This window comes from Sphingomonas sp. J315, assembly GCF_024666595.1.
In the GTDB taxonomy this organism is placed as follows: Bacteria; Pseudomonadota; Alphaproteobacteria; order Sphingomonadales; family Sphingomonadaceae; genus Sphingomonas.
Genome location: NZ_CP088296.1, coordinates 3,593,562 through 3,615,405, shown reverse-complemented (window position 1 = coordinate 3,615,405; position 21,844 = coordinate 3,593,562). Strand labels below are relative to the sequence as shown.

The following is a 21,844-nucleotide window of genomic DNA, read 5'->3' as shown; positions in this document are numbered from 1 at the left end:
CATAGCGGCTTATGCCCTCGCCATGGTCGCGACCATGCCCGCCAGCGTGTTCGTCAAGAACCGCCCGTGGCGCACCGGCGTCGCCGGAACGGTGTGGAATGGCGAGGTCGGCGTTTCGGGCGGCAGCAAGTTCGAGTGGCACTGGGCGCCGCTGCGCTCGCTCACCAGCCTCGGGTTCGCGGCGGACTGGACCGCGACCGGCCCCGATACCGACATGGGCGGTCGCGCGCTGGCGGGCTTCTCCAGCACCGTGCTCGACAAGGTCAGCGGCAGCAGCCACGCCGCGCTGCTTCAGGCGCTTCAGCCCAATCTCCCCTTCACCTGCGACATGGTCATGCAGCTCGAGTTCGACCGGATCGCGGTCGGCGGCTCCAGCCAGGGCATCGACGGCCGCCTCACCACCGACGCCGGCACCTGCACGCCCAAGGGCGGTGGCGCAGCAGTTCCCGTCCCCCCGCTACTGCTGACTTCCGAAAAGATCGGCACCACCACCCAGATCCGCCTCACCCCCCGCACCCAGCGTCGCCAGATCCTGATGACCGCGACGCTCAGCGAGGACGGCCAGCTCACGATCCGCATGACGCCCGAAGGCGCGCGCATCCTGCCCTTCGCCGGGCTACCCGCCGGGGCGAGCATCGCCGGGGAGCTTTAAGCGCTCCCCCTCCCCAATCCGTCATGCTGAACTCGTTTCAGCATCCACCGTGCCACTAGCGACGGGTCACCCCGGAAGCGGTGAACCCTGAAACAAGTTCAGGGTGACGAGCACTGGGCGGGCAAGTCCGCCTTACAACGTCACCAGATCGTTCAGATTGATGATCGGCAGCAGGATCGCCAGCACCATCATCAGCACGATGCCGCCCATCAGCAGCAGCACCATCGGCTCGACCAGCGCCACCAGCGCGGTCGTCACCGCGTCGAGCTCGCGGTCGAGTTCATCCGCGGCACGCGACAGCGCAGGGCCGAGCTTGCCCGATGCCTCACCCGAGGCGACGATCGCGGTCAGCATCAGCGGGAACACCCCGGCTTCGGCCATCGCCGCGCGCAGGCTTATGCCTTCGCGCACCCGTGCCGCGACATGGAGTGCGCGATCGCGCACCCACAGGTTCGGCGTCACCGCTGCAGCGGCGTGCAGCGCCTCGACCAGCGGCACCGCGCTTTCGACCAGGGTCGCGAGGCTCCCGGCGAAGCGCGCGGCGTTATGCTGGCGGGAGAAGCGCCTGAACGGCCAGCGCTCGGTAAAGCCGCGATGCACCCTCAACTTGTTCGCCGGGATTGCCGCCCAGCGGTTGAACAGGACAATCCCGATCAATCCCGCGATCAGGATATACAGCCCCCAATCCTGCAAAAAGCCCGACACCGCGATCAGCACGCGGGTCAGCAGCGGCAGATCGGTCCCGCGCGACACGAACACATTGACGATATCCGGGATGACATAGACCAGCAGCAGCACGATCACGCCCAGCGACACCGTCGCCAGCAGTCCGGGATAGAGCAGTGCCAGCTGCAGTTTCTGCGCATTTGCCTGACGGTTCTCGACGAAATGCGCGAGGTGGCCGAGCACGTCAGTCAGTTTCCCCGACGCCTCCCCCGCCGCGACCGATGCGCGGTAGAATTCGGGAAAGGTCTTGGGATGCGTCGACAGCGCGCTCGCAAAGCTGCGCCCGTCGAGGATCGCGCCGCGCACCTCCATCAGGATTGCCGACACGCGCTGCGTTTCCGACTGGCTCGCCGCGAGCCGCAGCGCTTCCTCGACCGGAATGTCCGATCCGACCAGGGTGGCAATCTGCCGCGTTGCCGTCGCCAACTCGCGCGCATTCATGCCGGAGCGGCCGAGCCGGGGCAGCTGGATGCTCCCGACCGACCGCCGTTCGCCCGCCGCCTCGACCGCCAGCGGCAACAGCCCCTGATCGCGCAGCATCGCGCGCGCCGCAGCGGGGCTCGAGGCCTCGACGACACCCTTTTTCTGCGCGCCGGTCCGGTCGGCGGCGCGATAGGCGAAGGCGGCCACTAGCCCTCGTCCCTCACCACCCGCGCGACTTCCTCGACCGTCGTCACCCCGGACCTCACCTTGTCCACGCCATCGTCGAGCAGCGACGGGTTCTCGCGCCGCGCATGCGCCTCAATCTCCGCTTCCGACGCGCCGTCATGGATCATCGCCTGAAACACGTCGTCCACCGCGACCACCTCGTACAGGCCAGCGCGCCCGCGATAGCCGTCGCCATGGCATGCCTCGCACCCGACCGCACGCCACACCGGGTCGCCCGCCTTCAGCGCGCCGCCGAGCAGCGCCGCATCGGCATCGCTCGCGATATCCTGTGTCCGGCAAGTGGGGCACAGCCGCCGCACCAGCCGCTGCGCCGCCACACCGACCAGCATCGGTGCGAGCAGGTAGCGCTCGACCCCCATGTCGATCAGCCGCGTGACCGATCCGACCGCGCTGTTGGTGTGCAGCGTCGACAGCACGAAATGCCCGGTCATCGCCGATCGCACCGCAACCTCGGCGGTCTCCTGATCGCGGATTTCGCCGACCATGATAACGTCCGGGTCCTGCCGCAGGATCGCGCGTAGTCCCCGCGCGAACGTCATGCCCGTCCGCGCATTCACCTGAGTCTGCGCCACCCCGGCAAGTTCATACTCGATGGGATCTTCCACCGTCATGATGTTGCGTTTGCGGTCATTGAGCCGCTGGAGCGCGGCATAGAGGCTGGTCGTCTTGCCCGACCCGGTGGGACCGGTGACCAGCAGCATCCCGTGCGGCCGTTCGAGCAACCGCGCGAACACCGCCCGGTCGCGCGCGCTCATCCCCAGCGCCTCCATGTCGAGCTTGAGCGAGCCCTTCTCCAGCAAGCGCATCACCACCCGCTCGCCATGCTGGGTCGGAATGGTCGATACACGGGCGTCAACGTCATGCCCGCCGATGCGCAGCGTCACGCGCCCGTCCTGCGGCACGCGCTTCTCGGCAATGTCGAGCTTCGCCATCACCTTGATCCGGCTGACCAGCAGCGGTGCGAGCTCGCGGCGCGGCTCGAGCTTGTCGCGCAACACGCCGTCGATGCGAAAGCGCACGACGACACGCTTTTCCTGCGTCTCGACATGCACGTCCGAAGCCCCTTCCTTCACTGCCTCCAGCAACAGCGCGTTGATCAGGCGGATCACCGGTGAATCGTCGCGCGAGTCGAGCAGATCGTCGACCGCCGCCGCACTGTCGGCGAGCGCGGCAAGGTCCATGCCGCCAAGGTCCAGTTCTGCCGCAGCCCCGGCGCTGCCCGAATAGCTGGCGGCGAGCGCCTGGTCGAACTCGGCGTCGGCGACCGCGACGAAATGGATGCCGGGCGCGATCCGCTGTACCTCGAGCAATGCATCCAGCCCCGCATCGCTGCGGTGGAGGCATTCCAAGCCGCCCGTTCCCACGCGCAGCACCACGCCATGGTTGCGCGCATAGCTATAGGGAAGCGTCGGCACGCCCATCGTCACGGCGTTCACTGGCCGAACTCCACGCTCGCGACGACCCGGCCGGGCGCGCCACCCTTGGTCATCTCGACCCGCCGCGCGCGCAATATCGTGGTGCGCTCGACCGTCGCGATCCAGCCGACCACGGCTTCATAGCTGGCCTCGGCCACCTGCCCGGTCGCGCCCGCGCCGCCGGGGGTAAGCGTCACGGTAAGGCCCGCTGCGCTCGCTGCCACCTGTGCTGCCTCGATCGGCGGGCCGTCGCTGAGCCTGGGCTGGGTGCCCGGCGCAACCAACGTCCCCGCGGCACGCACCCGCGCCGCCAGCGTTTCATGGCTGCGGATATCGGCGATCGCCTCCGCCCGTGCCGCCTGCAGTGGCTGGACAATGCCGAAGACGAGGATCGCCGCCGCTAGGATCGCACCCAGCGTGCCGACCAGCACGCGTTCGCGCGGGCTAAGGCCACTCCACCACAGCTGGAGCCTCACCAGCGCCGCGTCGATGGTCGGCGAACGTTCGATCCTCATGCCGTCACCGTCACGCGAATTGCACCATCGGCCCCTGCCGAAATTTGCGCCGGAACCGACGCCGCGCGGAATGCCGCGCGGATGCGATCGGGCAGATCAGGCGCGCCGGGCTCGAGATCGAGCACCAGCGTGCCCCCCTCGAACCGCATCGCCCGCGCGGTCACCGCACTCGACAGCGGCGCGAGCGCCCGCGCGGCGGCAGTGACAAGCGGGATGAGACGACCCGGCGGTGGCCCCGATACCGGCAGCATTCCGACGACGCTCGCCTCAAGATCGCCCGACAGATTGGCCCCCGGCGCAGCCTGCGCAACCGCGGTGCGCACATCGTCGGCCCGCCGCTCCGCGATCACCCGCAGCATCACCACATCCGCCGCCGCGATCACGACATGCGCCGCAATCCCCGCCGCCGCGATCCACGCGAGGCGCTTTCTCCAGCTGCTCCCTGCCGTCGCGCGGCGCGCATAAGGACCTTGCCGCAAATCGATCGCGGGACTCGCCAGCCGCTCGGCCAGCCCCCCGCCGCCACCCGTCCAAGGACTCTGCGGCAGCTCGCCGACCGGAACCGGGCCGGTGGTCCAGATGCGCGGACGCCCCGCCCGCTCCCACGCCGAACCGATCAGCGCGCTCGGCATCGCGAATCCCGTGCCATCACCGCTGCGCACCAGTACGCGGCCATCGGTCGCCTCGGCGGACCATTCGCCCGGCTCCGGCAATGGCAAAGCCAATGCATCCGGTACCATCGCGGCATGCCCCAGTCCGCCCAGCTCGGCCGCCTCGACCCAGCTCGCCATCTGCGCATGGCGGACCACGGCGACCAGATAGGTTCGCGGTGCCACCTCGGCGCCCAGCGCGATATGGACCGATGCGATCGGGTCGGCGATGCGATCCTCGATGGCGAAGGGCAGCGCCTCGAGTCGCCTCGCCCGACTCGCCAGCGGCAGCCTCGACGCGCAGCAGCAGGACCGATTCTGCTCGGGACGAGGATGGTTGCAGGGCCTTCAGGCTCGGCTATGATCGCCCGACCGCCCGCCAGCGTCCACACGCCGGTGGCGCGGGATTCCGTGGCGCTCGAAATGGCTTGGCCGGTCATGCTGTGGGGTGCTCCGGCTGTAACATGGCTTTCACGATGGGAACGCATGGGGCCGCGATGCGCATAGTTTTGAAACAGTTCGATGACACCGTGGCAGTCGACGCCGCGAAGAGCAAGCGTCCGGCGGTGTCGCACGGCGAAGCGGGCCTTACCCTATTGGAGATGATCGTCGTCCTCGTCATCATCGCGATCGTCGCGGGGCTGGTGACGATGAATGTCGTCGGCCGACCCGATCAGGCGCGGGTGACGACGACCAAGACCAACCTCGTCACGCTTTCGAGCGCCCTGACCACCTATCGCCTCGACAATGGCCAATATCCGACGACCGAGCAGGGGCTGAAGGCACTGGTCGAAAAGCCCACCACCCCGCCGCTGCCGACAGCATGGCCCGATGGCGGCTATGTGAAGACCGATCCGGTCGACGCTTGGGGCAATCCCTACAGCTACAGCTCGACCGGCAGCAGCTTCGAGCTAAAGTCCCTCGGTCGCGACGGCAAGCCCGGCGGGACCGATCTCGACGCCGATCTGGATTCGCGCGACGCGGCGACGACGCCTGCCAAGGGCGGATAAAAACCATGCGGGGGAGCAGCATCGGAAACGGTGAGCGCGGCATGACGCTCATCGAAATGCTGATCGTGCTCGTCATCATCGGCGTTGCGGCGGGCGGAGTCGCGCTCGGCGTCGGTGCCGCGACCCGCGCGCCCTCGGTCGAGACGGAAGCCCGCCGCCTCGCCTTGCGTCTCCAGGCCGCCGCCGACGACGCCATGATCGGCGACCGCATCATCGCCTTCACCGTCGAAAAGGATGGATACGGGTTCGCCGCAGTCGGCCGAGACGGGTCGATGGCCCCCCTCTCCGATGGCCTGGCCTTTCATCGTCTGCCCGGCGGGATCGCGGTCGAACTCGACGTGCCCCCCGGTGATGATGGGCGTCGACGGCGCGGGCAAACCGCTCAACGCAACGATCAGCAATGGCGAGCAGATCTGGGTCGTGCACTATGACGGCATGACAGCCACTGCCAGCCGGAGCGAAGCTTCGTGAAGAACGAACAGGGCTTCTCGCTGATCGAGGCGCTGGTCGCGCTCGCGGTGCTCGCCATCGCCACCGTCGGCCTTGTCCGCGCGGTCGAGAGCCATGTCGACTCCACGCGCGGCCTCGAACGCCGCGCCGCCGCGATGTGGGTCGCGGAAAACCGCCTCGCCGAACTCCAGCTCTCCGACCCCGCCGCCGCGCAGGGCGAAGTCGAGCTGCTCGGCCAGCAATGGCAGGTCGATGTCGCCCGCACCCGCACCGAAGACCCCGCGATCGACAAGGTCCGCATTCGGGTCACGCCGCAGGGCGAACGCTCCCCGCTTGCATCGCTCGACGGCTTCGTCGAGGGCAGACGCGCATGATCCGATTCCCCGATCTTTCCCCGCGTCAGGCGCGCACCACGCTCGACATCGTGACGACGGGGGTAATCGTCTCGGTCGCGATCGCCCTCGCCGGGCTCACCTGGCGTATCGCGGGCCATGCCAGCACCGGCGCGGTCACTGTTCCGTCGGGCGCGCGCCCGGTCGCGGTGGTCACCGATGTCACCCCCGCCCTCGCCTTTGCCCCGTTCGGCAAGGGGTCGCTGACCGACGCGGGTCAGGCGACCGCGTTGCCGCTCAAGCTCAAGGGCGTGTTCGCAGCGGTCCCCGCCACCCTGTCGGTCGCCTATATCGAGGTCGGCGGTGAGGCCGCGAAGCCGTTCCGCATCGGCGAAGCCCCCGGCGGCGGCACGATCGAGGGGATCCTGCGCGACCGCGTGATCCTGCGCGTCGCGGGTCGGATCGAGTATCTCGCCTTCCCCGATCCGTCGCTGACCGCCGACCAGCAACAAGCTGCTGCCGCGCCTCCCCCGCAGCCCGCGTCGGCGCCCCAGGCAACGCCGCCCGAGAGCGCCGCGGCAGCGGCACTTGCCGCAATGAGCCCAGCGCCCGGTGGTGGAATGCAGGTCGGCGCCAACGCCCCGCCCGGCCTTCAGACCGGCGACGTCATCACCTCGATCGGCGGAACCCCGCTGACCAGCCCGGCCAGCGCAGCTTCCGCCTTCGCTGCGGCGCAAGCGCGCGGCTCCGTCCAAGTCCAGATCACCCGCGATGGAAAGCCCGTGACGCTGACCATCCCGACCCGCTAGGTAACCCACCGTGCCGCACATGATCCGCAAGACCGCACTCGCCCTCGCGCTCGCCGCCATGACCGCCCAGCCGGTTGTTGCCGCACAGGCCGACAGCGCCGACATCGTCGTCAACATGCGCGGGGTCGAGATCGCGGACGTCGCCGACCAGATTTCGCGCCTCACCGGTCGCACGCTGATCCTCGACCCGGCGGTCAAGGGCAGCGTCACGGTCACCTCCGCCACCCCGCTGACCTCGGCTGGCGTGTGGGAACTGTTCCTCTCCGTCCTGCGCGCCAATGGCTTCGCGGCGGTCCGCTCGGGCCGCGCGTGGCGCATCGTCCCCGCAGGCAACGCCGTCCGTGACGGCGGCGTCTCCTCGCGCTCCGCATCGGGGCAGGAACTGGTGACGCGGATGATCCGCCTGTCCAACGTGCCCAGCGCCGAGGCCGCCCGCGTCGTCCGCCCGCTGGTCGCCAGCTTCGGCAGCGTCGAACCGCTCGCCCAGCCCAACGCCGTGGTCGTCACGGACTATGCCGACAATGTCCGCCGCGTGGAGGCGATCCTGCGTTCGCTCGACGGCAATGGCAGCGGAATGAGCTTCGCCACCATTACGCTTCGCAACGGCAGCGCGCCCGAAGTGGCCCAGGCGCTCCAGACCGTGCTCGGCGACGCCGCATCGGGCGGCGCGCGGGTCGCGGCGGACGCCCGCAGCAACACGATCATCGTGCGCGGTTCGCCCGCCGCCGTCGCGGATGCGCGCCGCATGGCCGCTTCGCTCGACGCTCCGGGCGGCGCGACGCCGATGACCCGCGTGTTTCGCCTGAACTACGCCGACGCCGAGTCGGTGACCGAGGTACTGCGTGGCATCCTCGGCCAGGAATCGGGCACCACCAACCCCGTCGCCCGCAGCCTGTCGGGATCGCGCAGCAATCCGCGCAGCCCGACCGGCGTGCTCGGCGGCCTGATTGCCTCGGGCGGGACCAGCACGGCCGAAACCGCAGCCGCTGCTGCCACCGCCGCAACCGCGCAATCCGCACAGCTCGGCCAGCAGCAGGACGCGACGCCTCAGGGCTTCTCGACTCCCGAGATCACCGTACAGCCCTCCCCCGACATCAATGCCGTCGTCGTGCGCGGCACCCCCAGTGCAGTCGCAGCGATCGAAGCGTTGATCGACGATCTCGACGTCCGCCGCCCTCAGGTGCTGATCGAAGCGGCCATCGCCGAGATCACCGGCGAGGAGGCGGAGGCGCTCGCCGTCCAGCTCGGTACCAGCGGCGCGGTGCTCAGCCAGGTCGAAGGTGCGGGCACGTCGTTCGGGACCGCCGGCCCGTCGCTCGGCGCGATCCTCACCGCGTTGGGCGTTCCTGCCGGGTCGATCCTGGGCCAGGGGCTGACCGGCAACGTCGCGATCGGCAATGATTTCTCGATCCTGGTCCAGGCGCTCGGCACGTCGTCCAAGTCGAACCTGCTCTCGACGCCCCAGATCACCACGCTCGACAACAAGGTCGGCGAGTTCGTGGTGGCACAGGAAGTACCGTTCATCACCGGGTCGATCCTGACCGATTCCAGCAACGTGCGCCCCTATACCTCGGTCGAGCGCAAGGATGTCGGCATCACGCTCAAGGTGCTGCCGCGCATCAACGCCGGCGACACGATCCGGCTGGAAGTCGTACAGGAGGCATCGTCGATCGCCGCGACCCAGCTCAGCCAGGCGACCGACCTCATCACCAATCGCCGCGCGATCAACACCACCGTCCTCGCCGACAATGGCCAGACGATCGTGCTCGGCGGCCTGACCTCGGACGATTACGGCCAGATCAAGAGCCAGGTCCCGATCCTCGGCGACATCCCGATCCTGGGGGAATTGTTCAAGGGCCGCCGCGAGAGCCGCCAGAAGCGCACCCTGTTCATCTTCCTCAAGCCTACGATCCTGCGCAATGGCGAGGATGCGGCGGCGATAGCCAAGGCCAAATATGCGCGGCTGCGCGCCGATGAACTCGACCTCGACAAGCCCAGCAACCTGCTGCTCAAGCCGCTTGCACCACGCCTGACGCTGGAGATAGACGGGATCTACTGACCGCGTAGCTTCAAGGTGCAACTGTCAGATTTCGTTTGAAGAAATGCGCGCGTCAAATAGAGTGAAGCTTCCGGGCAATAGTCTACGTCTGCCGTGGGGAACTTCATATGCGTATCTTGGTTTCCGGTTTGATCGCGTCACTGCTTCCCGCAATGGTGTCGGCGCAGAATAACCAGACCAGCGCGCAGGGTGAAATCAAGGCTTTGCTGGAGCGCGTCCGAGCACCGATGTATGCCGCATCTGGCGCGACGGTTCCGGGGAAGACGGCAACCTATTCGATCTCGGGAGCAGGGTGCAGCACGCGGCTTGAGGTGAGCTACCCCTCTCACCAGATTGGCACCACATCGCATCCGGCGCGGGCCGATACGACGAACTTCTCGTGGGGGCAGGTCCGATCGACCCGGCTCTCCAATGGCGATCAATATGTCGTGGTGGTGGGGCCGGGCCTGCCTGAGCGCGGCCGGTTTCTCTACGCCGGCACGGCCGCGGCAGCGTTGAAGGCCGCCATCGACCGTCTGGTCCGCGCATGCGGCGGAACGACCAGCACGCCGGTCGTGGCACCGCCCGCGCCCCCGTCGCAGCCCGCAATCAAAATCGAGACAGTGCCCGGCAAGGGCTATGCCGCAGTCGTCGACACCTTCCCGGTGAGCCAGCTCACGTCGGTCGGCGACCGCATCAGCGCGCTCGCCAAACAGCGCTGCGGCCGCCTGTCGGCACGCATGGGCCGCTACAAATACTTCACCAGCACCGATGCGCAGGGCCGGGCAGCGCTGACCCAGTATCGCGCGAGCTTCACCTGCTACGACCCGGCGACCGATCCCTATGAGCGCGCGCCCGCCGACTGGAAGCCGAGCGCACAGGATCAGGCCGACCTGACCGCCTTCGCCGAACGCTATATGGGCTTGCTCGACCGCGCCGATTACGTTGCGGGCATGCCGATGATGGAGCCGATGCTGGAGATCGAAAAGGACGAATGGCTGAGCGTCCCGAACATGCTCAAGCAATATGCGGGCGGGAAAGGTCGCTGGACGCTCCAGACGCTCGGCTGGGTCAACAATCCGGAGGGTGCGTCACACCCGGGCCGCTATGCCTTCGTGAAGGTGACCGGAACCTACCCCAAGATCGCGACCTATTGCGGCACGCTGGTCATTTATCGCCAGCGTCCGGGATCCTATCTCATCACCCAGCAGAATTTGGGCGTGATTCCGGAAAGCTGGATCACCAGCGGACGCACGACGCGGGCTGAAGCGCTGAAGACCTGCGACCATTAGTCAGCCTGCGGGCGGCGTTTCCTCCGGGATCTCCACCCGAATCCGCTCGCGTCCGCGGGTGAAGAACGCCGCATCGATTGCCAGGCTCTCCAGCCGCCAGCCATCGACGCTCTCCCCCACCTTCAAGGTCCGCGCGCTGCCATCGGCAATCCGTACCAGCGCGACCGCATCGCGGTTCAGCCGCCCGGCAATGCCCGTCAGAACGGGCGCATCTGGAGGACCGGCCTCGACTTCGGCCGTGGCGAACAAGGGCCGCGCGAAGACCCGCACCGGTGTCGGCAAGGGCGGCGGCACGATCGGCGCGATCGCCGGCCGATCGGCCGATCGTGGGGTCGAGGCATAGGGATAGAGCGCGACGCAGGGTACCGCCACCGCGACCAGCGCCAGGGCGCCCAACAACATCTTCTCGTGGCGGCTCATTCCCATGCTGCCGCCATTTCCCCTTCGACGCGCACTCCACCGTCGGCAAGCGCGGTCGCCCGCCACCAGCGAAGTCGGATAAGCGGCGTCCCGCGCTCGACCCCATCGATCATCGCGATCACCGCCTTCTCCGGTCCCGACAGCCTTATCCCCAGCGTCACGATGCCGGGTTGCGGCGCGGTGGGTGTCAGCGTCTCCACCAGCACGCCGGCTGACGCCGCGCGCCCCCGGACATGCGTGGCAAGGGCACGCCCGGCGGCCGCCCGGTCCTGCGCCCGGATGGCGAGACCCGGCGCGACGATCGGGCGCAGCGGTTCCGGCGGAGCCGTGATCTGCGCGGCAAGATCGCTGCGCATCGCGCGCGCGGACCATAGCTCGCTCAACGCCTCCAGCCCCGGCAGCATCAATGCTGCACCGGCCAGCACCCCGCCGACCAGGCCAGCCACGATACCACCCCGCCTCACCCGCGCGCCCGTAGAGTCACGACGACCCGCGCATCCTGAGTCCGGCGCTGCCCGGTCTCGCGCATCGCCGCGAGCGCCGCGTCGCGGCGCAGCGCATCGCGCAACTGATCGGGATCGCTTGCCGAAACCTCGACCTGCAACAGTCCATCCGCTCCCCGCGCGGCCGAGACCAGCCGGGCGTCGTCCGGCATCGCCCGCGCGAGCCGTTCGAGCGTCGCGGTCAAGGTGGGCGAACGAACGGCGTCGCGCAGCGCGCGAGCAGCACCGTCCCGCGCCGCTTCCGGCGCGGAGCGCACGCGCAACTGCGCCTCCAGCGCGCGATTCTCGGCTTCGACACCCGCACGTAGCAAGGTCGCACCCATAATCGTCAGCAATGGACCCAGCGCCAACATCCCGACCAGCGCCGCAGCCAAACGCAGATCCACAGCCGTCCAGGGGGAACGGACCCATGCGGCATGCAACGCGTTCCGGGCGAGCCGGTCGGTCAGGCTGTCGCGCGGCTCGGTCATGCCTCGGCGTCTAGCGAAGCCGCTCGCGCCTGCCCAGCCTCGATCACGCCGCCACTCGGATCACCACGCGCCGCTCAAACGGTCTCAACGGCGACTGCGGATCCGCGCGGTGCCGTCCGGCGTGATTTCGACTACATAAGGTTCGGTATTGTCGCACACCACGCGCCAGCGCAGCTTGCCGCCGCGATCCTCGACCCGCGTCAGCTCGGTAACAGTCTGACAGGTCAGCTTCGCGTCACGGATCGCCCGAAGCATGACCCCATCCTGCAGCCGCTTGGGCAGCGCGATTACCTCGGCCTGATAGTTGGTCAGATCAGCTGCCAGATTGGGCTGCACCACGTTCGTTTCGCTATCGGCCTCGGGTGCGCCGCCGCATCCCGCCAACGCCGCCGCACCTGCCACAACCGCCATCAAGATTCGCATGGCCAGCACCTCCGTTCTCGTACAACGCCGATCGTCACGGCTTCGATCCGATCATCTTGAGAAACAATCGCGTGGCGCGTTCGACCCGTGCGCGGATCGCCTCGGGCGACGGGAGCGGCTCAAGTCCCAGCTTCATTCCCAAGTCCGCCGCGCCCTTCCATAGCCCGCACAAATCCTGTGCAGCCAGACTGGGATCATCCACCTCGACCTCGCCGCGCGCTGCCGCTTCGGCCAGAACCTCAGCCAGACGTCCGAAGCACACCCCCCGGCCCCGCCTCGTAAAAACGGCGCGCAAGGCTCGGGATCTGCGAAATCTCGTTGAGCAGCACCCGGTCGATCGCGACATGATCCTCGCTGAACATGAAGCTGAGCAAGGCGACGCCATAGGCGTTGAGCTGATCCTCCAGTGTCCGCTGGTCGGCAACCTGCGCGTCGAATACCTCGGCCATCCGCGCGCTTTCCACGCGAATCACCTCCTCGAACAGTGTCTCCTTGTCGCCAAAGCGGCTATAGACCGTGACCTTCGACACACCCGCCGCCTGGGCGATCTCCTCAATCGTCGCGGCGTGGAATCCACGCGTGAAGAACGCCTGACGTGCCGCCTCGATGATCGCCGCATATTTTGCGGGATCGCGCGGACGGCCTGCGCGGCGTGGTTCCTCACCCGCGCAAGCCGTGTGAAAGGGGGTGCTCAGCGCTGGTACGCCTTGGGCAAGGCGCCTTCCTTCGGATCGAAATAGCGTTTGCGCAGTTGATCCTGACGCGTCTCGATCGGCTGTTCGACGCCGTCGATGAACACCCGCACTGCGGCCGTCCCGATTTCCAGCGGGTCGCCGTCCCACACCACCACATCGCCACGCCGCCCGGGGCGCAGCGAGCCATATTCGCCGCCCACCCCCATCGCCTCTGCGGGCTTCGAGCTGATCGTCGCGAACGCCTGACCCCAGTCGAGCCCAGACGCGCCCGGAACCTTGGTCAGCGCGACCAGATTGCCCGCATATTGCTTGACCAGCCGCGCCTGCCGCGCCTCGTCGTCGTTGATCATGCCGATGCCCACCATGACGCCCGCAGCCTGCATCCGCCCGATATTCGACTGCGTCGCCGCCAACTGCTCGAAGGATGCGGGCAGATCGGCCAATGCCGATGCCAGCACCGGCACCTTCGCCGCCGCGATCTGGCGCGCCACCGTCCAGCCTTCATTCGCGCCGACCAGTACCAGCTTGAGCGCCGGCACTTCTCGCTTCAGGTCGAGCATCACCAGGATGTCGGACGCACGCTCGACATGCACCAGCAGCGGCACCTGTCCGTTCACCACCGGCACCAGCGCCTGCGCATCGGCGCGGGTCAGCAGCGCGTCCTTGCCGCGATCGGTAAAGCTGGCGGGCGCACGGGCATAGTCACGCACCTCGAACAGGATATTCCTGAGCATCGCTATCGCGGCGGGGCGGCTGCCCCCGGCGCGGCGAGCGCCTTCTTCGCCATAGACCATGAACTGAAACGCGCGCGGCTTGCTCACCGCATCCATGTCGGCACCCAGGTCGATGATCGCGCCCTGCCCGGCAAACACCGAACCGCGCGCCTCGGGTGCGACCACGGCGCGGGTAATGCCCTCGGCGCGGTTGACCGTGATCGCGCTCGTCTTCGGGTTCACCGCAGGCGATACATCGATCGCGGCGTTGAACGGCGAACCGCTCGCGGCGCTGTCATCCGTCTCGCTGACCCCATCGACCTCGACGATGCCCATGCGGGTGAACCCTGCGAACAGCCCTGGCGTGACATAGCGTCCACCGGCGTCCACCACCGGAACGCCGGCTGGAACGGCGACCCCTGCCCCGGCGGCAACCACACGCCCGTCACGCACGACGACCGTCCCGCCCTCGACCGGAGCGGAACCGTCGCCGATGACGAGGCGCGCGTTGGTGACCGCGACCGTCTGAGCGGCGGCGGGGAACGCGGCACCCATCGCCGCAGCGGCTAGCAACAGCGCCTTCATTTCACGTCTCCCGATCCGGGCTGGCCGAGCTCGAAGTCGGATACCGGCCGCAATTTGGGGTTGTGCATGTCGAACAGCAATGCGCCGTCGACCCACACCTTCTCGGGACGGGTGTAGACGCTGAACGGATTGCCGTTCCACAGGACGACATCAGCCATCTTGCCCGCCTTCAGGCTACCGGTGACATTGTCGACACCCAGCGCCCTGGCCGGCGTGATCGCCGCCCATTTCCACGCAATCTCCTCGGGGATCACGAAACCGGCGCGCTTGGCGGCGGCGCGGACCTTGGCGATTTCCTGATTGAGCCGCTGGATACCGTTGGCGTCGTCCGAATGGATCATCCCGCACGCGCCCTCGCGCTCGAGGATGGCGAGGTTCTCCGAAACGGCGTCATAGGATTCCATCTTGAACCCCCACCAGTCGGCCCACACCGCCGCACAGGTGCCGTTGGCCTTGAGCAGGTCGGCGATCTTGTACGCCTCGACCGCATGGTGGAACGTTCCGACCTTGTAGCCGAACTCCTTGGCCATATCGAGGACGATGGCCATTTCGTCGGCGCGGTAGCAATGGTTGTGGACGATGATCTCGCCCGCCAGCACGCCGCGCAGCGTGTCCATCGCCATGTCGCGCGATGGCGCTTCGCCGCCATTTTCCTCGTACCGGTCCCAGCGCTTCTTGTAATCCTGCGCGCGCGTCCAGGTCTGGCGATCGACCGCGATATTGCCCATGCGGGTCGACGGCATCCGGCCCTTGCCGCCATAGACGCGCTTGGGGTTCTCGCCGCACGCCATCTTGAGGCCATAGGGCGCGCCGGGGAATTTCATTCCCTGCATCGTGCGCGCATAGACATTCTTCAGCGTCACGCTGCGCCCACCGAACAGGTTCGCCGAGCCCGGCAGGATCTGCAGCGTGGTCACACCACCATTGGCGAGCGCGCGGCTGAACCCGGGGTCCTGTGGCCACACGCTATGTTCGGCCCACACTTCGGCGGTGACCGGCCCGGTCGCCTCGTTGCCGTCCGAATGCGCCTGAACGCCGGGGGTGGGATAGTTGCCGAGATGGCTGTGCACGTCGATCACGCCCGGCGTGACGTACTTGCCGGCGCCATCGATCACCACCGCGCCCTCGGGCGCCGCGATGCTCTGCGCGACCTCGACGATCTTGCCGTCGCGGAACAACACCGCGCCGCGCTCGATCTTGCCGCCCTCACCGTCGAGGATGGTGACGTTCGTCAACAGCGTCGGGACGCCGGGATAGGGCTTGTAGGTCGAGGGATAGGGATTGTGGTCATATCCCTTGTTCTTGCCCGGCCCCTTGCGCGGGGCCTCCGACGACGCGCTCTGGGCCTTGCCCCCCGCACTCGCGCTACAGGCTGCCAGCGTCGCCGCTGCGGCCGTGCCGATAATGATCCGGATCAACGCGAAAATCTCCCTGCCCGATGATGATGCACGGTCGTCCGCCGCGCCATGCCCGCGACGTTAGGGATGAAAATCGTTGCGCGCAATTTGCCGATTTGCTCCAAGGGTATGAACAGCTTCCGGGGGGATTCACGGCAATGACGGCACAGGGCGCAAGCGCCACCGCGCGCGATGGCGCGGTCGCCGGCAATGCCCCGCAGCCGTTCGGCGATCCCGCCACAGCGGATGCCGCGCACAAGTCGTTGAAGGCCGACCCGACCATCCAGTTCGATTTCCCCTGGTTCGTCCCCGAGCAGCGCGAGATGCCGCAATGGCTCAGGGATCTGTTCGGTGCGCTCGGCAATTTCATCGAATGGGTCGGCGGCGGGTGGACGGTGCTGATGTGGATCGCGATCGCACTGGTCGTGATCGCGCTCGCCTTCGCGATCTTCCCGCCGCTGCGCGGCTGGCTATTCGACCGGTTCGGGTCGCGCGGCGGGGTCGAGGCGGCACCGGGCTGGATTCCCGAAGCATCGGTCGCGCGTGCGCTGCTGGTAGAGGCCGACCAGCTTGCCGCCGCAGGGCGCTACGACGAAGCCGTCCGCCTGCTGCTCCATCGCAGCGTCGAGGATATCGAACGGTGGCGTGGCGACCGGCTGCGTCCGTCCTGGACCAGCCGTGACATCGCCCGGATCGACGCGCTGCCCGAAACGGCACGCGCGCTGTTCGGACGCATCGTCGCCGATGTCGAACGCAGCCTGTTCGCCGGCCAGCCGCTGGGCGAGGCCGACTGGACCCGCGCGCGCGCCGACTATTCCGGATTCGCGCTCGGCCGATGACCCCGAGCAGCGCCAACCCATTCCGCACCCGCACGGTACTCTTGCTCATTGGGGCGGGGTTCATCCTCGCGCTCGGCTTCCTGCTGGTCAGCGCCTATGGCGACCGCTTCGACCGCCAGCGCGGCAATGTCCCAAGCCCGGCCTCGCGTTTCGCCACCGGCTTCCACGGCCTCGCCCGGCTGGTCGAGCTTGCCGGCGGCACGGTCACGCTCAACGGTTCGCCAGACGAGCGACCGGGCGATGGACTGCTGATCCTGACCCCCAATATCGGTACCAAGTCCGATGAGATTCAGCGCGCGATAGGGGCGCATGATGGCCCGATTCTGGTGATCCTCCCCAAATGGGTGGCCGCCCCGATCAAGGACCGTCGCAACCGCGAGCAGCGGGTCACGACCGTCATGCCGCAACCCCTGATTTCGATGCTCGAGCAGACCGTCGATATTGCGCCGCATTCGGAAAAGGGCGGAACCCTGCTGCGCTATGCCTCCGGGCTGGAGCTACCGCCGTTTCGCCTCCAAGGGGAGATTCAGGCGGTAGAAAGCGACAAGCTGGTGCCGCTGATTGTCGCGCCGGACGGCGCGTCGGTTCTTTCGCAGGTCGGGGATACCGGGACCTACATCCTCGCCGATCCCGATCTGCTCAATAATCAGGGTCTGTCGTACCGGGAGAATGCCCGCGCCGCGCTCGCCCTGCTTGCCGCGCTCGATCCCGATACGCCTGGCACGGTCATCTTCGACACGATGCTTCCTTATGGCAGCGGCGGGCGCAATCTGCTTCAGCTCGCTTTCGAACCGCCATTCGCCGGGGTAAGCATCGCGCTGCTGATCGCTGCCCTGCTCGCCGGGATCGCCACCCTCGCGCGGTTCGGCCCGGTCCGCCGCGAACAGCTCGCGGTCCCGTTCGGCAAAGCGGCGCTGATCGACAATATCGTCAGCCTCGCCCGCCGCGCCCGCCGCACGCGCGAGGGCGGCAGCGCCTATGCCGACGCGATCCGCGACTGGGCCGCGCGCCGCCTCGCCCTGCCCCGCACGCTACAGGGCGATGCGCTCGACGCACAACTCGACGCAATCCCGACCACGACCTCCTATACCGCGACGGCCCAACGGGTCCGCGACGCAAAGACCGAAACCGAACTGCTCCACGCCGCACAGGCGCTCGATGATTGGCGAAAGGAAGTGAAGGCATGACACTCGACGACGTCCGCAACCTCGGTGCGGCGATCGACGGCCAGGTGGCCAAGGCGGTGGTGGGACAGGGTCGCGCGACGCGGCTGCTGACCATCGCCCTGCTCTCGGGCGGCCATGTCCTGCTCGAAGGCGCACCGGGCACTGCCAAAACGCTGTTGGCGCAAAGCTTCGCGCGCACGCTCGGCCTCGATTTCGGCCGCATCCAGTTCACCCCCGACCTGATGCCTGGCGATATCGTCGGGGCTAGCCTGTTCAACTTCCAGAGCTCGTCCTTCGAGCTGCGGCGCGGTCCGGTGTTCACCGAATTGCTGCTCGCCGACGAAATCAACCGCACCCCGCCCAAGACCCAGGCCGCCTTGCTCGAAGCGATGCAGGAACGCGCAGTGACGATCGACGGCACGACCGAACAGCTGTCGGACCGCTTCACCGTGGTCGCGACCCAGAACCCGATCGAACAACAGGGCGTCTATCCGCTGCCCGAGGCTCAGCTCGACCGCTTCCTGTTCAAGCTCGCGATCGACTATCCCGATGCAGAGGCCGAGCGCGCGATCGTCGCGCAGTACGGCACCCGCACCGGATCGCAGCGCCCGGAGGATAGCGGCGTCGAACAGGTCGCCACTCCTGACGCGCTCAAGGCCGCGAGCGACACGGTGCTGACCGTGCGGCTGGCGGATGAGATCATCGCCTATGTCGTAGACCTGATCCGCGCGACCCGCGACCATGCCGACCTGTCGCATGGCGCATCGCCCCGCGCCGCCTCCGCGCTCGCCGCCGCGTCGCGCGCTGCTGCTGCGCTGGACGGGCGCGATTATGTCATCCCCGACGATGTGAAGCTGCTCGCCCAGCCTTTGCTGCGCCACCGCGTGGTCCTGTCGCCCGCCGCCGAGATCGACGGCCGCAGCGCCGACGACATCGTCGCCCAGCTGATCGACCGGGTCGAGGCACCGCGTTGATCGTTCCCAGCCAGCGTGCGGTCGCGCTCGCGCTGGTGGCCGCGCCAATGGCGCTGCTGCTCGGCGTGTGGCGTCCGGATGGCTGGCTGCTCGGCGTCGCCTGGGCGCTGGGCATCGCGCTGCTGGTACTGCTCGACGGCCTGCTCGCGCCGCGCATCCGCAAGGACGATCTGCGACTGGAGGGGCCGGGTTCGACCGAGGTCGGTGCGACGGTCGCGCTCGCGGGGAGCAACCCAGCGTTGCGCTACGCCGCCGACTTCAGCGCCCCGCTCGATCCTGCTCCGGCGCCACTCGCCTACACCGCCGCCCGGCGCGGCACCGCGCGCCTCTCCCGCATCTGGGCGCGCGCATCCGGGCCGCTCGGACTCGCCTATCGCCAGCGCAGCAAGGCAACTGAAGATAGCATGCGCGTCCTCCCCGACCTGCGCCCGGTCCGCGAACAGGGGATGCGGCAATTCCTGCGCAGCCGCCAGTTCGGCACGCGCATCCGCCCCGAAAGCGGCGACGGCACCGAATTTCAGGCGCTGACCGATTTCCAGCCCGGCATGGAACGCCGCGCGATCGACTGGAAGGCGACCGCGCGTCATTTGTCGCTGCTCGCCCGCGAATATCGCACCGAACGCGACAACAGCGTCGTCTTCGCGGTCGATTGCGGGCGGACGATGAGCGAGCCGGTCGCCGGGGTGCCGCGCATCGATCGCGCCGTTTCCGCTGCGTTGCTCGCCGCCTTCGTCGCGCTCAAATCGGGCGATACCGTGCGCCTGTTCGGATTCGCCGGGCGTCCCACGGCGGATTCGGGCAGCATGACCGGTGCGCGCAGCTTCGCGTCGCTACACCGCACCGCCGCCGAGCTGGACTATGCCGCGCAGGAGAGCAATTTCACATTGTCGCTCGTCACGCTCGACCAAAGGCTCCAGCGCCGCAGCCTGATCATCCTGTTCAGCGAGTTCACCGATCCGACCAGCGCCGAACTGATGCTCAGCGCCGCCGCGCGGATGCTCAAACGCCACCGCGTGCTGTTCGTTCTGTTCCGCGACGTCGAGCTTGAGGCGTTTCTGGAGGCGCGCCCCGAAAGCGCCGACGACGTCATCCGCGCCAATGTCGCCCATGCACTGCTGCGCGAACGGCGGATCGTCATCGAACGGTTGAAGCGGCTGGGCATCGAAGTGCTCGAAGCCGGCCCCGACGACCTCGCCCTTGCGCTCGCCGAGCGCTATGTCCGGGACCGCGAACGCCCATGACCAGCACCGTATTCGGCGTCAGCCAGTTCCGCGCCGAGCGCGAGGCCGATTGGAAGCGGCTCGAAGCCCTGCTGGACCTCGTCGAGAAAAAGTCTCCGCGACGGCTGACCAGCGACGATCTGTTCGAGCTGCCCCGCCTCTACCGCTCGACGCTGTCGGCGTTGTCGATCGCGCGCGAAACCTCGCTCGACGGGTCGATGATCGCCTATCTGGAGAGCCTGTCCAACCGCGCCTATTTTATTCTCTACGGCTGTCGCGACTCGCTGTGGCGACAGCTGGGTGGCTATTTCACCCATGGCTGGCCCGCTGCGGTACGGGGGCTTGTCCCCGAAATCCTGATCATCGCCGCGTTGTTCATGGGCAGCGGGCTGGCAGGATATTTCCTGGTGATGGCGGACCCCGCATGGTTCGGCGCGATCGTGCCCAGCGAGTTCGCCGCCGGTCGCAACATGCAGGCGAGCGTCGAAACCCTGCGCGAGTCGATCTACGGTGTCCCCAAAGCAGGGGGGCTGGAGGTCTTCGCTACCGAGCTGTTCACGCACAACAGTCGAGTCTCGATCATGGCCTTCGCGCTCGGCTTCGCCTTCGGCATCCCCACCCTGCTGCTGATCGCGAGCAACGGCGTGCTGCTCGGGGCCTTTTACGCCGTGTTTGTCTCCAAGGGTCTGGGGGTCGGGTTTACCGGATGGCTGATGATCCACGGGTCCACCGAGCTGAGCGCGATCATCCTTGCCGGCGCTGCCGGATTGCATATCGGGCGCGCGGTCGCATTTCCCGGGGTGCGCAGCCGCCTCGCGGCCGCTGGCGAAGCTGGACGGCGCGGCGCGCTGGTGATGATCGGCGTGGTCATCATGCTGCTCGCCGCAGGGTTGCTGGAGGGATTTGCGCGCCAGTTGATCACCGTCGATGCCGCGCGTTTCGCGATCGCGGCGGGGATGTTCGCGCTGTGGGTCGTCTATTTCGCGCTCGGCGGACGCCGCCGCCATGGCTGATCGCAAGGATCGGCTGGTACGCGAACTGGTGACGCCGGAGGGGGCCGTGCTGCACCTCCGTCTGGCCAGCGCGGGTGCGCGCGCCGGTGCATTCACCATCGACGCGGGGATCATGCTGGGCACGCTGATCGCGCTGACAATCGCGGCGGTGGGACTGCTCAGCGAACGCGGATCGGGCAATGTGGCGGCGATCCTGTGGCTGCTCGGCTTCTTCCTGCTGCGCAATTTCTATTTCACCTTGTTCGAAAGCGGCGCGCGCGCGGCGACAATTGGCAAGCGTGCGCTCAATATCCGGGTGGTGGCGCGCGACGGGGGTCGGCTGACCGGCGGCGCGATTCTCGCGCGCAACCTGACGCGCGAGATTGAGGTGTTCATGCCGTTGCTGTTCCTGCTTACGGCGCAGGCGGAGGGGTTCAGCAGTCGCTGGATGACGCTCTTTGGCCTTGGCTGGACCGCGATCTTCATGCTCTTCCCGCTGTTCAACCGCGACCGGCTGCGCGCGGGCGACCTGATCGCGGGAACCTGGGTGGTCGAGAATGAGCGCCCGAAAATCGCCCCCGATCTCCTCGCGGAGACGCAAACCGAGCATGTCGAGCGCTATGCCTTCACCCCCGAAGAGCTCGAAACCTATGGCCAGATGGAGGTCCAGCGACTCGCCGAGGTCCTCCATCGCGACGATGCCGACACGATCGTCACCGTCGCCGGCGTGATCCGGCGCAAGATCGGCCGTCCCGATCATGGCAGCCATGTCGGCGAGGACCGCGCCTTTCTCGACGCCTATTACGCCGCCGCGCGCCGCCATCTCGAACGCCGCCTGTTGTTCGGCAAGCGAAAGCGCGACAAGTTCGATTCGGAAGGTTAGGAACGG

At 67.8% G+C, this 21,844-nt stretch carries 25 protein-coding genes; 13 read left to right on the top strand and 12 right to left on the bottom strand.

Features of this window, described 5'->3' with window-relative positions:
• Positions 1 to 22: 22 nt before the first annotated feature.
• Complete coding sequence (gene gspN, locus LRS08_RS18290; protein ID WP_260481094.1) at positions 23 to 652, top strand: type II secretion system protein N; 630 nt, start codon at positions 23 to 25, stop codon at positions 650 to 652.
• A 132-nt stretch (positions 653 to 784) separates the two neighbouring features.
• Here gspN and LRS08_RS18285 read toward each other — a convergent pair whose 3' ends face one another.
• From LRS08_RS18285 to gspL, 4 genes are read right to left on the bottom strand one after another with little or no spacing between them, the layout of a single operon-like run.
• The gene (locus tag LRS08_RS18285) at positions 785 to 2,008 is read right to left on the bottom strand and encodes a type II secretion system F family protein (protein WP_260481093.1); all 1,224 of its coding nucleotides are present in this window, start codon (positions 2,006 to 2,008) and stop codon (positions 785 to 787) included.
• Complete coding sequence (gene gspE / locus LRS08_RS18280; protein WP_257846182.1) at positions 2,008 to 3,468, bottom strand: type II secretion system ATPase GspE; 1,461 nt, start codon at positions 3,466 to 3,468, stop codon at positions 2,008 to 2,010. Before gspE ends, LRS08_RS18285 begins: the two co-directional genes overlap by 1 nt.
• A gap of 11 nt (positions 3,469 to 3,479) precedes the next feature.
• Positions 3,480 to 3,977, bottom strand: coding sequence for a type II secretion system protein M (locus tag LRS08_RS18275; RefSeq protein ID WP_257845839.1), 498 nt, complete (start codon positions 3,975 to 3,977; stop codon positions 3,480 to 3,482).
• A complete protein-coding gene (gene gspL / locus LRS08_RS18270) occupies positions 3,974 to 4,870 on the bottom strand; it encodes a type II secretion system protein GspL (RefSeq protein WP_260481699.1) in 897 nt (298 codons plus the stop codon). The genes LRS08_RS18275 and gspL overlap by 4 nt, the downstream gene beginning before the upstream one ends.
• 254 nt (positions 4,871 to 5,124) lie before the next feature.
• On the opposite strand from gspL, the gene gspG reads away from it, so the two are divergent.
• From gspG to LRS08_RS18240, 6 genes are all read left to right on the top strand, one after another.
• Positions 5,125 to 5,637 carry a type II secretion system major pseudopilin GspG gene (gene gspG / locus LRS08_RS18265; protein WP_257845841.1) on the top strand — a complete coding sequence of 171 codons (513 nt, stop codon included), beginning with the start codon at positions 5,125 to 5,127 and terminating at the stop codon, positions 5,635 to 5,637.
• A 41-nt stretch (positions 5,638 to 5,678) separates the two neighbouring features.
• Positions 5,679 to 6,068 (top strand): prepilin-type N-terminal cleavage/methylation domain-containing protein, encoded by a 390-nt coding sequence (locus LRS08_RS18260; protein WP_260481092.1) that lies wholly within the window; start codon positions 5,679 to 5,681, stop codon positions 6,066 to 6,068.
• A 36-nt stretch (positions 6,069 to 6,104) separates the two neighbouring features.
• On the top strand, positions 6,105 to 6,461 hold the full coding sequence (gene gspI / locus LRS08_RS18255; RefSeq protein WP_257845843.1) for a type II secretion system minor pseudopilin GspI: 357 nt from the start codon (positions 6,105 to 6,107) through the stop codon (positions 6,459 to 6,461).
• Positions 6,458 to 7,228 carry a type II secretion system protein N gene (locus tag LRS08_RS18250; RefSeq protein ID WP_257845844.1) on the top strand — a complete coding sequence of 257 codons (771 nt, stop codon included), beginning with the start codon at positions 6,458 to 6,460 and terminating at the stop codon, positions 7,226 to 7,228. Before gspI ends, LRS08_RS18250 begins: the two co-directional genes overlap by 4 nt.
• A gap of 19 nt (positions 7,229 to 7,247) precedes the next feature.
• Positions 7,248 to 9,287, top strand: coding sequence for a type II secretion system secretin GspD (gene gspD / locus LRS08_RS18245; protein ID WP_260481091.1), 2,040 nt, complete (start codon positions 7,248 to 7,250; stop codon positions 9,285 to 9,287).
• 107 nt (positions 9,288 to 9,394) lie between these two features.
• On the top strand, positions 9,395 to 10,558 hold the full coding sequence (locus LRS08_RS18240; RefSeq protein WP_257845845.1) for a hypothetical protein: 1,164 nt from the start codon (positions 9,395 to 9,397) through the stop codon (positions 10,556 to 10,558).
• Here the strand turns inward: LRS08_RS18240 and LRS08_RS18235 are convergent, their stop codons facing one another.
• The 8 genes from LRS08_RS18235 to LRS08_RS18200 all read right to left on the bottom strand — a co-directional run bounded on the left by LRS08_RS18235 (position 10,559) and on the right by LRS08_RS18200 (position 15,785).
• Entirely contained in the window at positions 10,559 to 10,960 is a 402-nt protein-coding gene (locus LRS08_RS18235; RefSeq protein WP_257845846.1) for a hypothetical protein, read from the bottom strand.
• Between the two features lie 14 nt (positions 10,961 to 10,974).
• Positions 10,975 to 11,424, bottom strand: a complete 450-nt coding sequence (locus LRS08_RS18230) for a hypothetical protein (RefSeq protein WP_257845847.1) — start codon at positions 11,422 to 11,424, stop codon at positions 10,975 to 10,977.
• A gap of 14 nt (positions 11,425 to 11,438) precedes the next feature.
• A complete protein-coding gene (locus LRS08_RS18225) occupies positions 11,439 to 11,951 on the bottom strand; it encodes a hypothetical protein (protein ID WP_257845848.1) in 513 nt (170 codons plus the stop codon).
• Between the two features lie 84 nt (positions 11,952 to 12,035).
• A complete protein-coding gene (locus LRS08_RS18220; protein ID WP_257845849.1) occupies positions 12,036 to 12,362 on the bottom strand; it encodes a hypothetical protein in 327 nt (108 codons plus the stop codon).
• 46 nt (positions 12,363 to 12,408) lie between these two features.
• Positions 12,409 to 12,636, bottom strand: a complete 228-nt coding sequence (locus LRS08_RS18215; RefSeq protein WP_260481090.1) for a TetR/AcrR family transcriptional regulator C-terminal domain-containing protein — start codon at positions 12,634 to 12,636, stop codon at positions 12,409 to 12,411.
• Entirely contained in the window at positions 12,614 to 12,982 is a 369-nt protein-coding gene (locus LRS08_RS18210; RefSeq protein WP_260481698.1) for a TetR/AcrR family transcriptional regulator, read from the bottom strand. The genes LRS08_RS18215 and LRS08_RS18210 overlap by 23 nt, the downstream gene beginning before the upstream one ends.
• Positions 12,983 to 13,065: 83 nt before the next feature.
• Complete coding sequence (locus tag LRS08_RS18205; RefSeq protein ID WP_257845850.1) at positions 13,066 to 14,367, bottom strand: amidohydrolase family protein; 1,302 nt, start codon at positions 14,365 to 14,367, stop codon at positions 13,066 to 13,068.
• Positions 14,364 to 15,785: an amidohydrolase gene (locus LRS08_RS18200; RefSeq protein WP_260481089.1), complete on the bottom strand. Its 1,422-nt coding sequence runs from the start codon at positions 15,783 to 15,785 to the stop codon at positions 14,364 to 14,366. Before LRS08_RS18200 ends, LRS08_RS18205 begins: the two co-directional genes overlap by 4 nt.
• Positions 15,786 to 15,922: 137 nt before the next feature.
• On the opposite strand from LRS08_RS18200, the gene LRS08_RS18195 reads away from it, so the two are divergent.
• The 6 genes from LRS08_RS18195 to LRS08_RS18170 are packed head-to-tail and all read left to right on the top strand — an operon-like array spanning position 15,923 to position 21,838.
• Positions 15,923 to 16,603 carry a hypothetical protein gene (locus LRS08_RS18195; RefSeq protein WP_257845851.1) on the top strand — a complete coding sequence of 227 codons (681 nt, stop codon included), beginning with the start codon at positions 15,923 to 15,925 and terminating at the stop codon, positions 16,601 to 16,603.
• Positions 16,600 to 17,790, top strand: a complete 1,191-nt coding sequence (locus tag LRS08_RS18190) for a DUF4350 domain-containing protein (protein ID WP_257845852.1) — start codon at positions 16,600 to 16,602, stop codon at positions 17,788 to 17,790. The genes LRS08_RS18195 and LRS08_RS18190 overlap by 4 nt, the downstream gene beginning before the upstream one ends.
• Positions 17,787 to 18,743, top strand: coding sequence for an AAA family ATPase (locus LRS08_RS18185; protein WP_257845853.1), 957 nt, complete (start codon positions 17,787 to 17,789; stop codon positions 18,741 to 18,743). The genes LRS08_RS18190 and LRS08_RS18185 overlap by 4 nt, the downstream gene beginning before the upstream one ends.
• Positions 18,740 to 19,984 (top strand): DUF58 domain-containing protein, encoded by a 1,245-nt coding sequence (locus LRS08_RS18180; protein WP_260481088.1) that lies wholly within the window; start codon positions 18,740 to 18,742, stop codon positions 19,982 to 19,984. The genes LRS08_RS18185 and LRS08_RS18180 overlap by 4 nt, the downstream gene beginning before the upstream one ends.
• On the top strand, positions 19,981 to 20,976 hold the full coding sequence (locus LRS08_RS18175; protein WP_257845856.1) for a stage II sporulation protein M: 996 nt from the start codon (positions 19,981 to 19,983) through the stop codon (positions 20,974 to 20,976). Before LRS08_RS18180 ends, LRS08_RS18175 begins: the two co-directional genes overlap by 4 nt.
• Positions 20,969 to 21,838 carry an RDD family protein gene (locus tag LRS08_RS18170; RefSeq protein WP_260481087.1) on the top strand — a complete coding sequence of 290 codons (870 nt, stop codon included), beginning with the start codon at positions 20,969 to 20,971 and terminating at the stop codon, positions 21,836 to 21,838. Before LRS08_RS18175 ends, LRS08_RS18170 begins: the two co-directional genes overlap by 8 nt.
• The last annotated feature ends 6 nt before the right edge of the window (positions 21,839 to 21,844 follow it).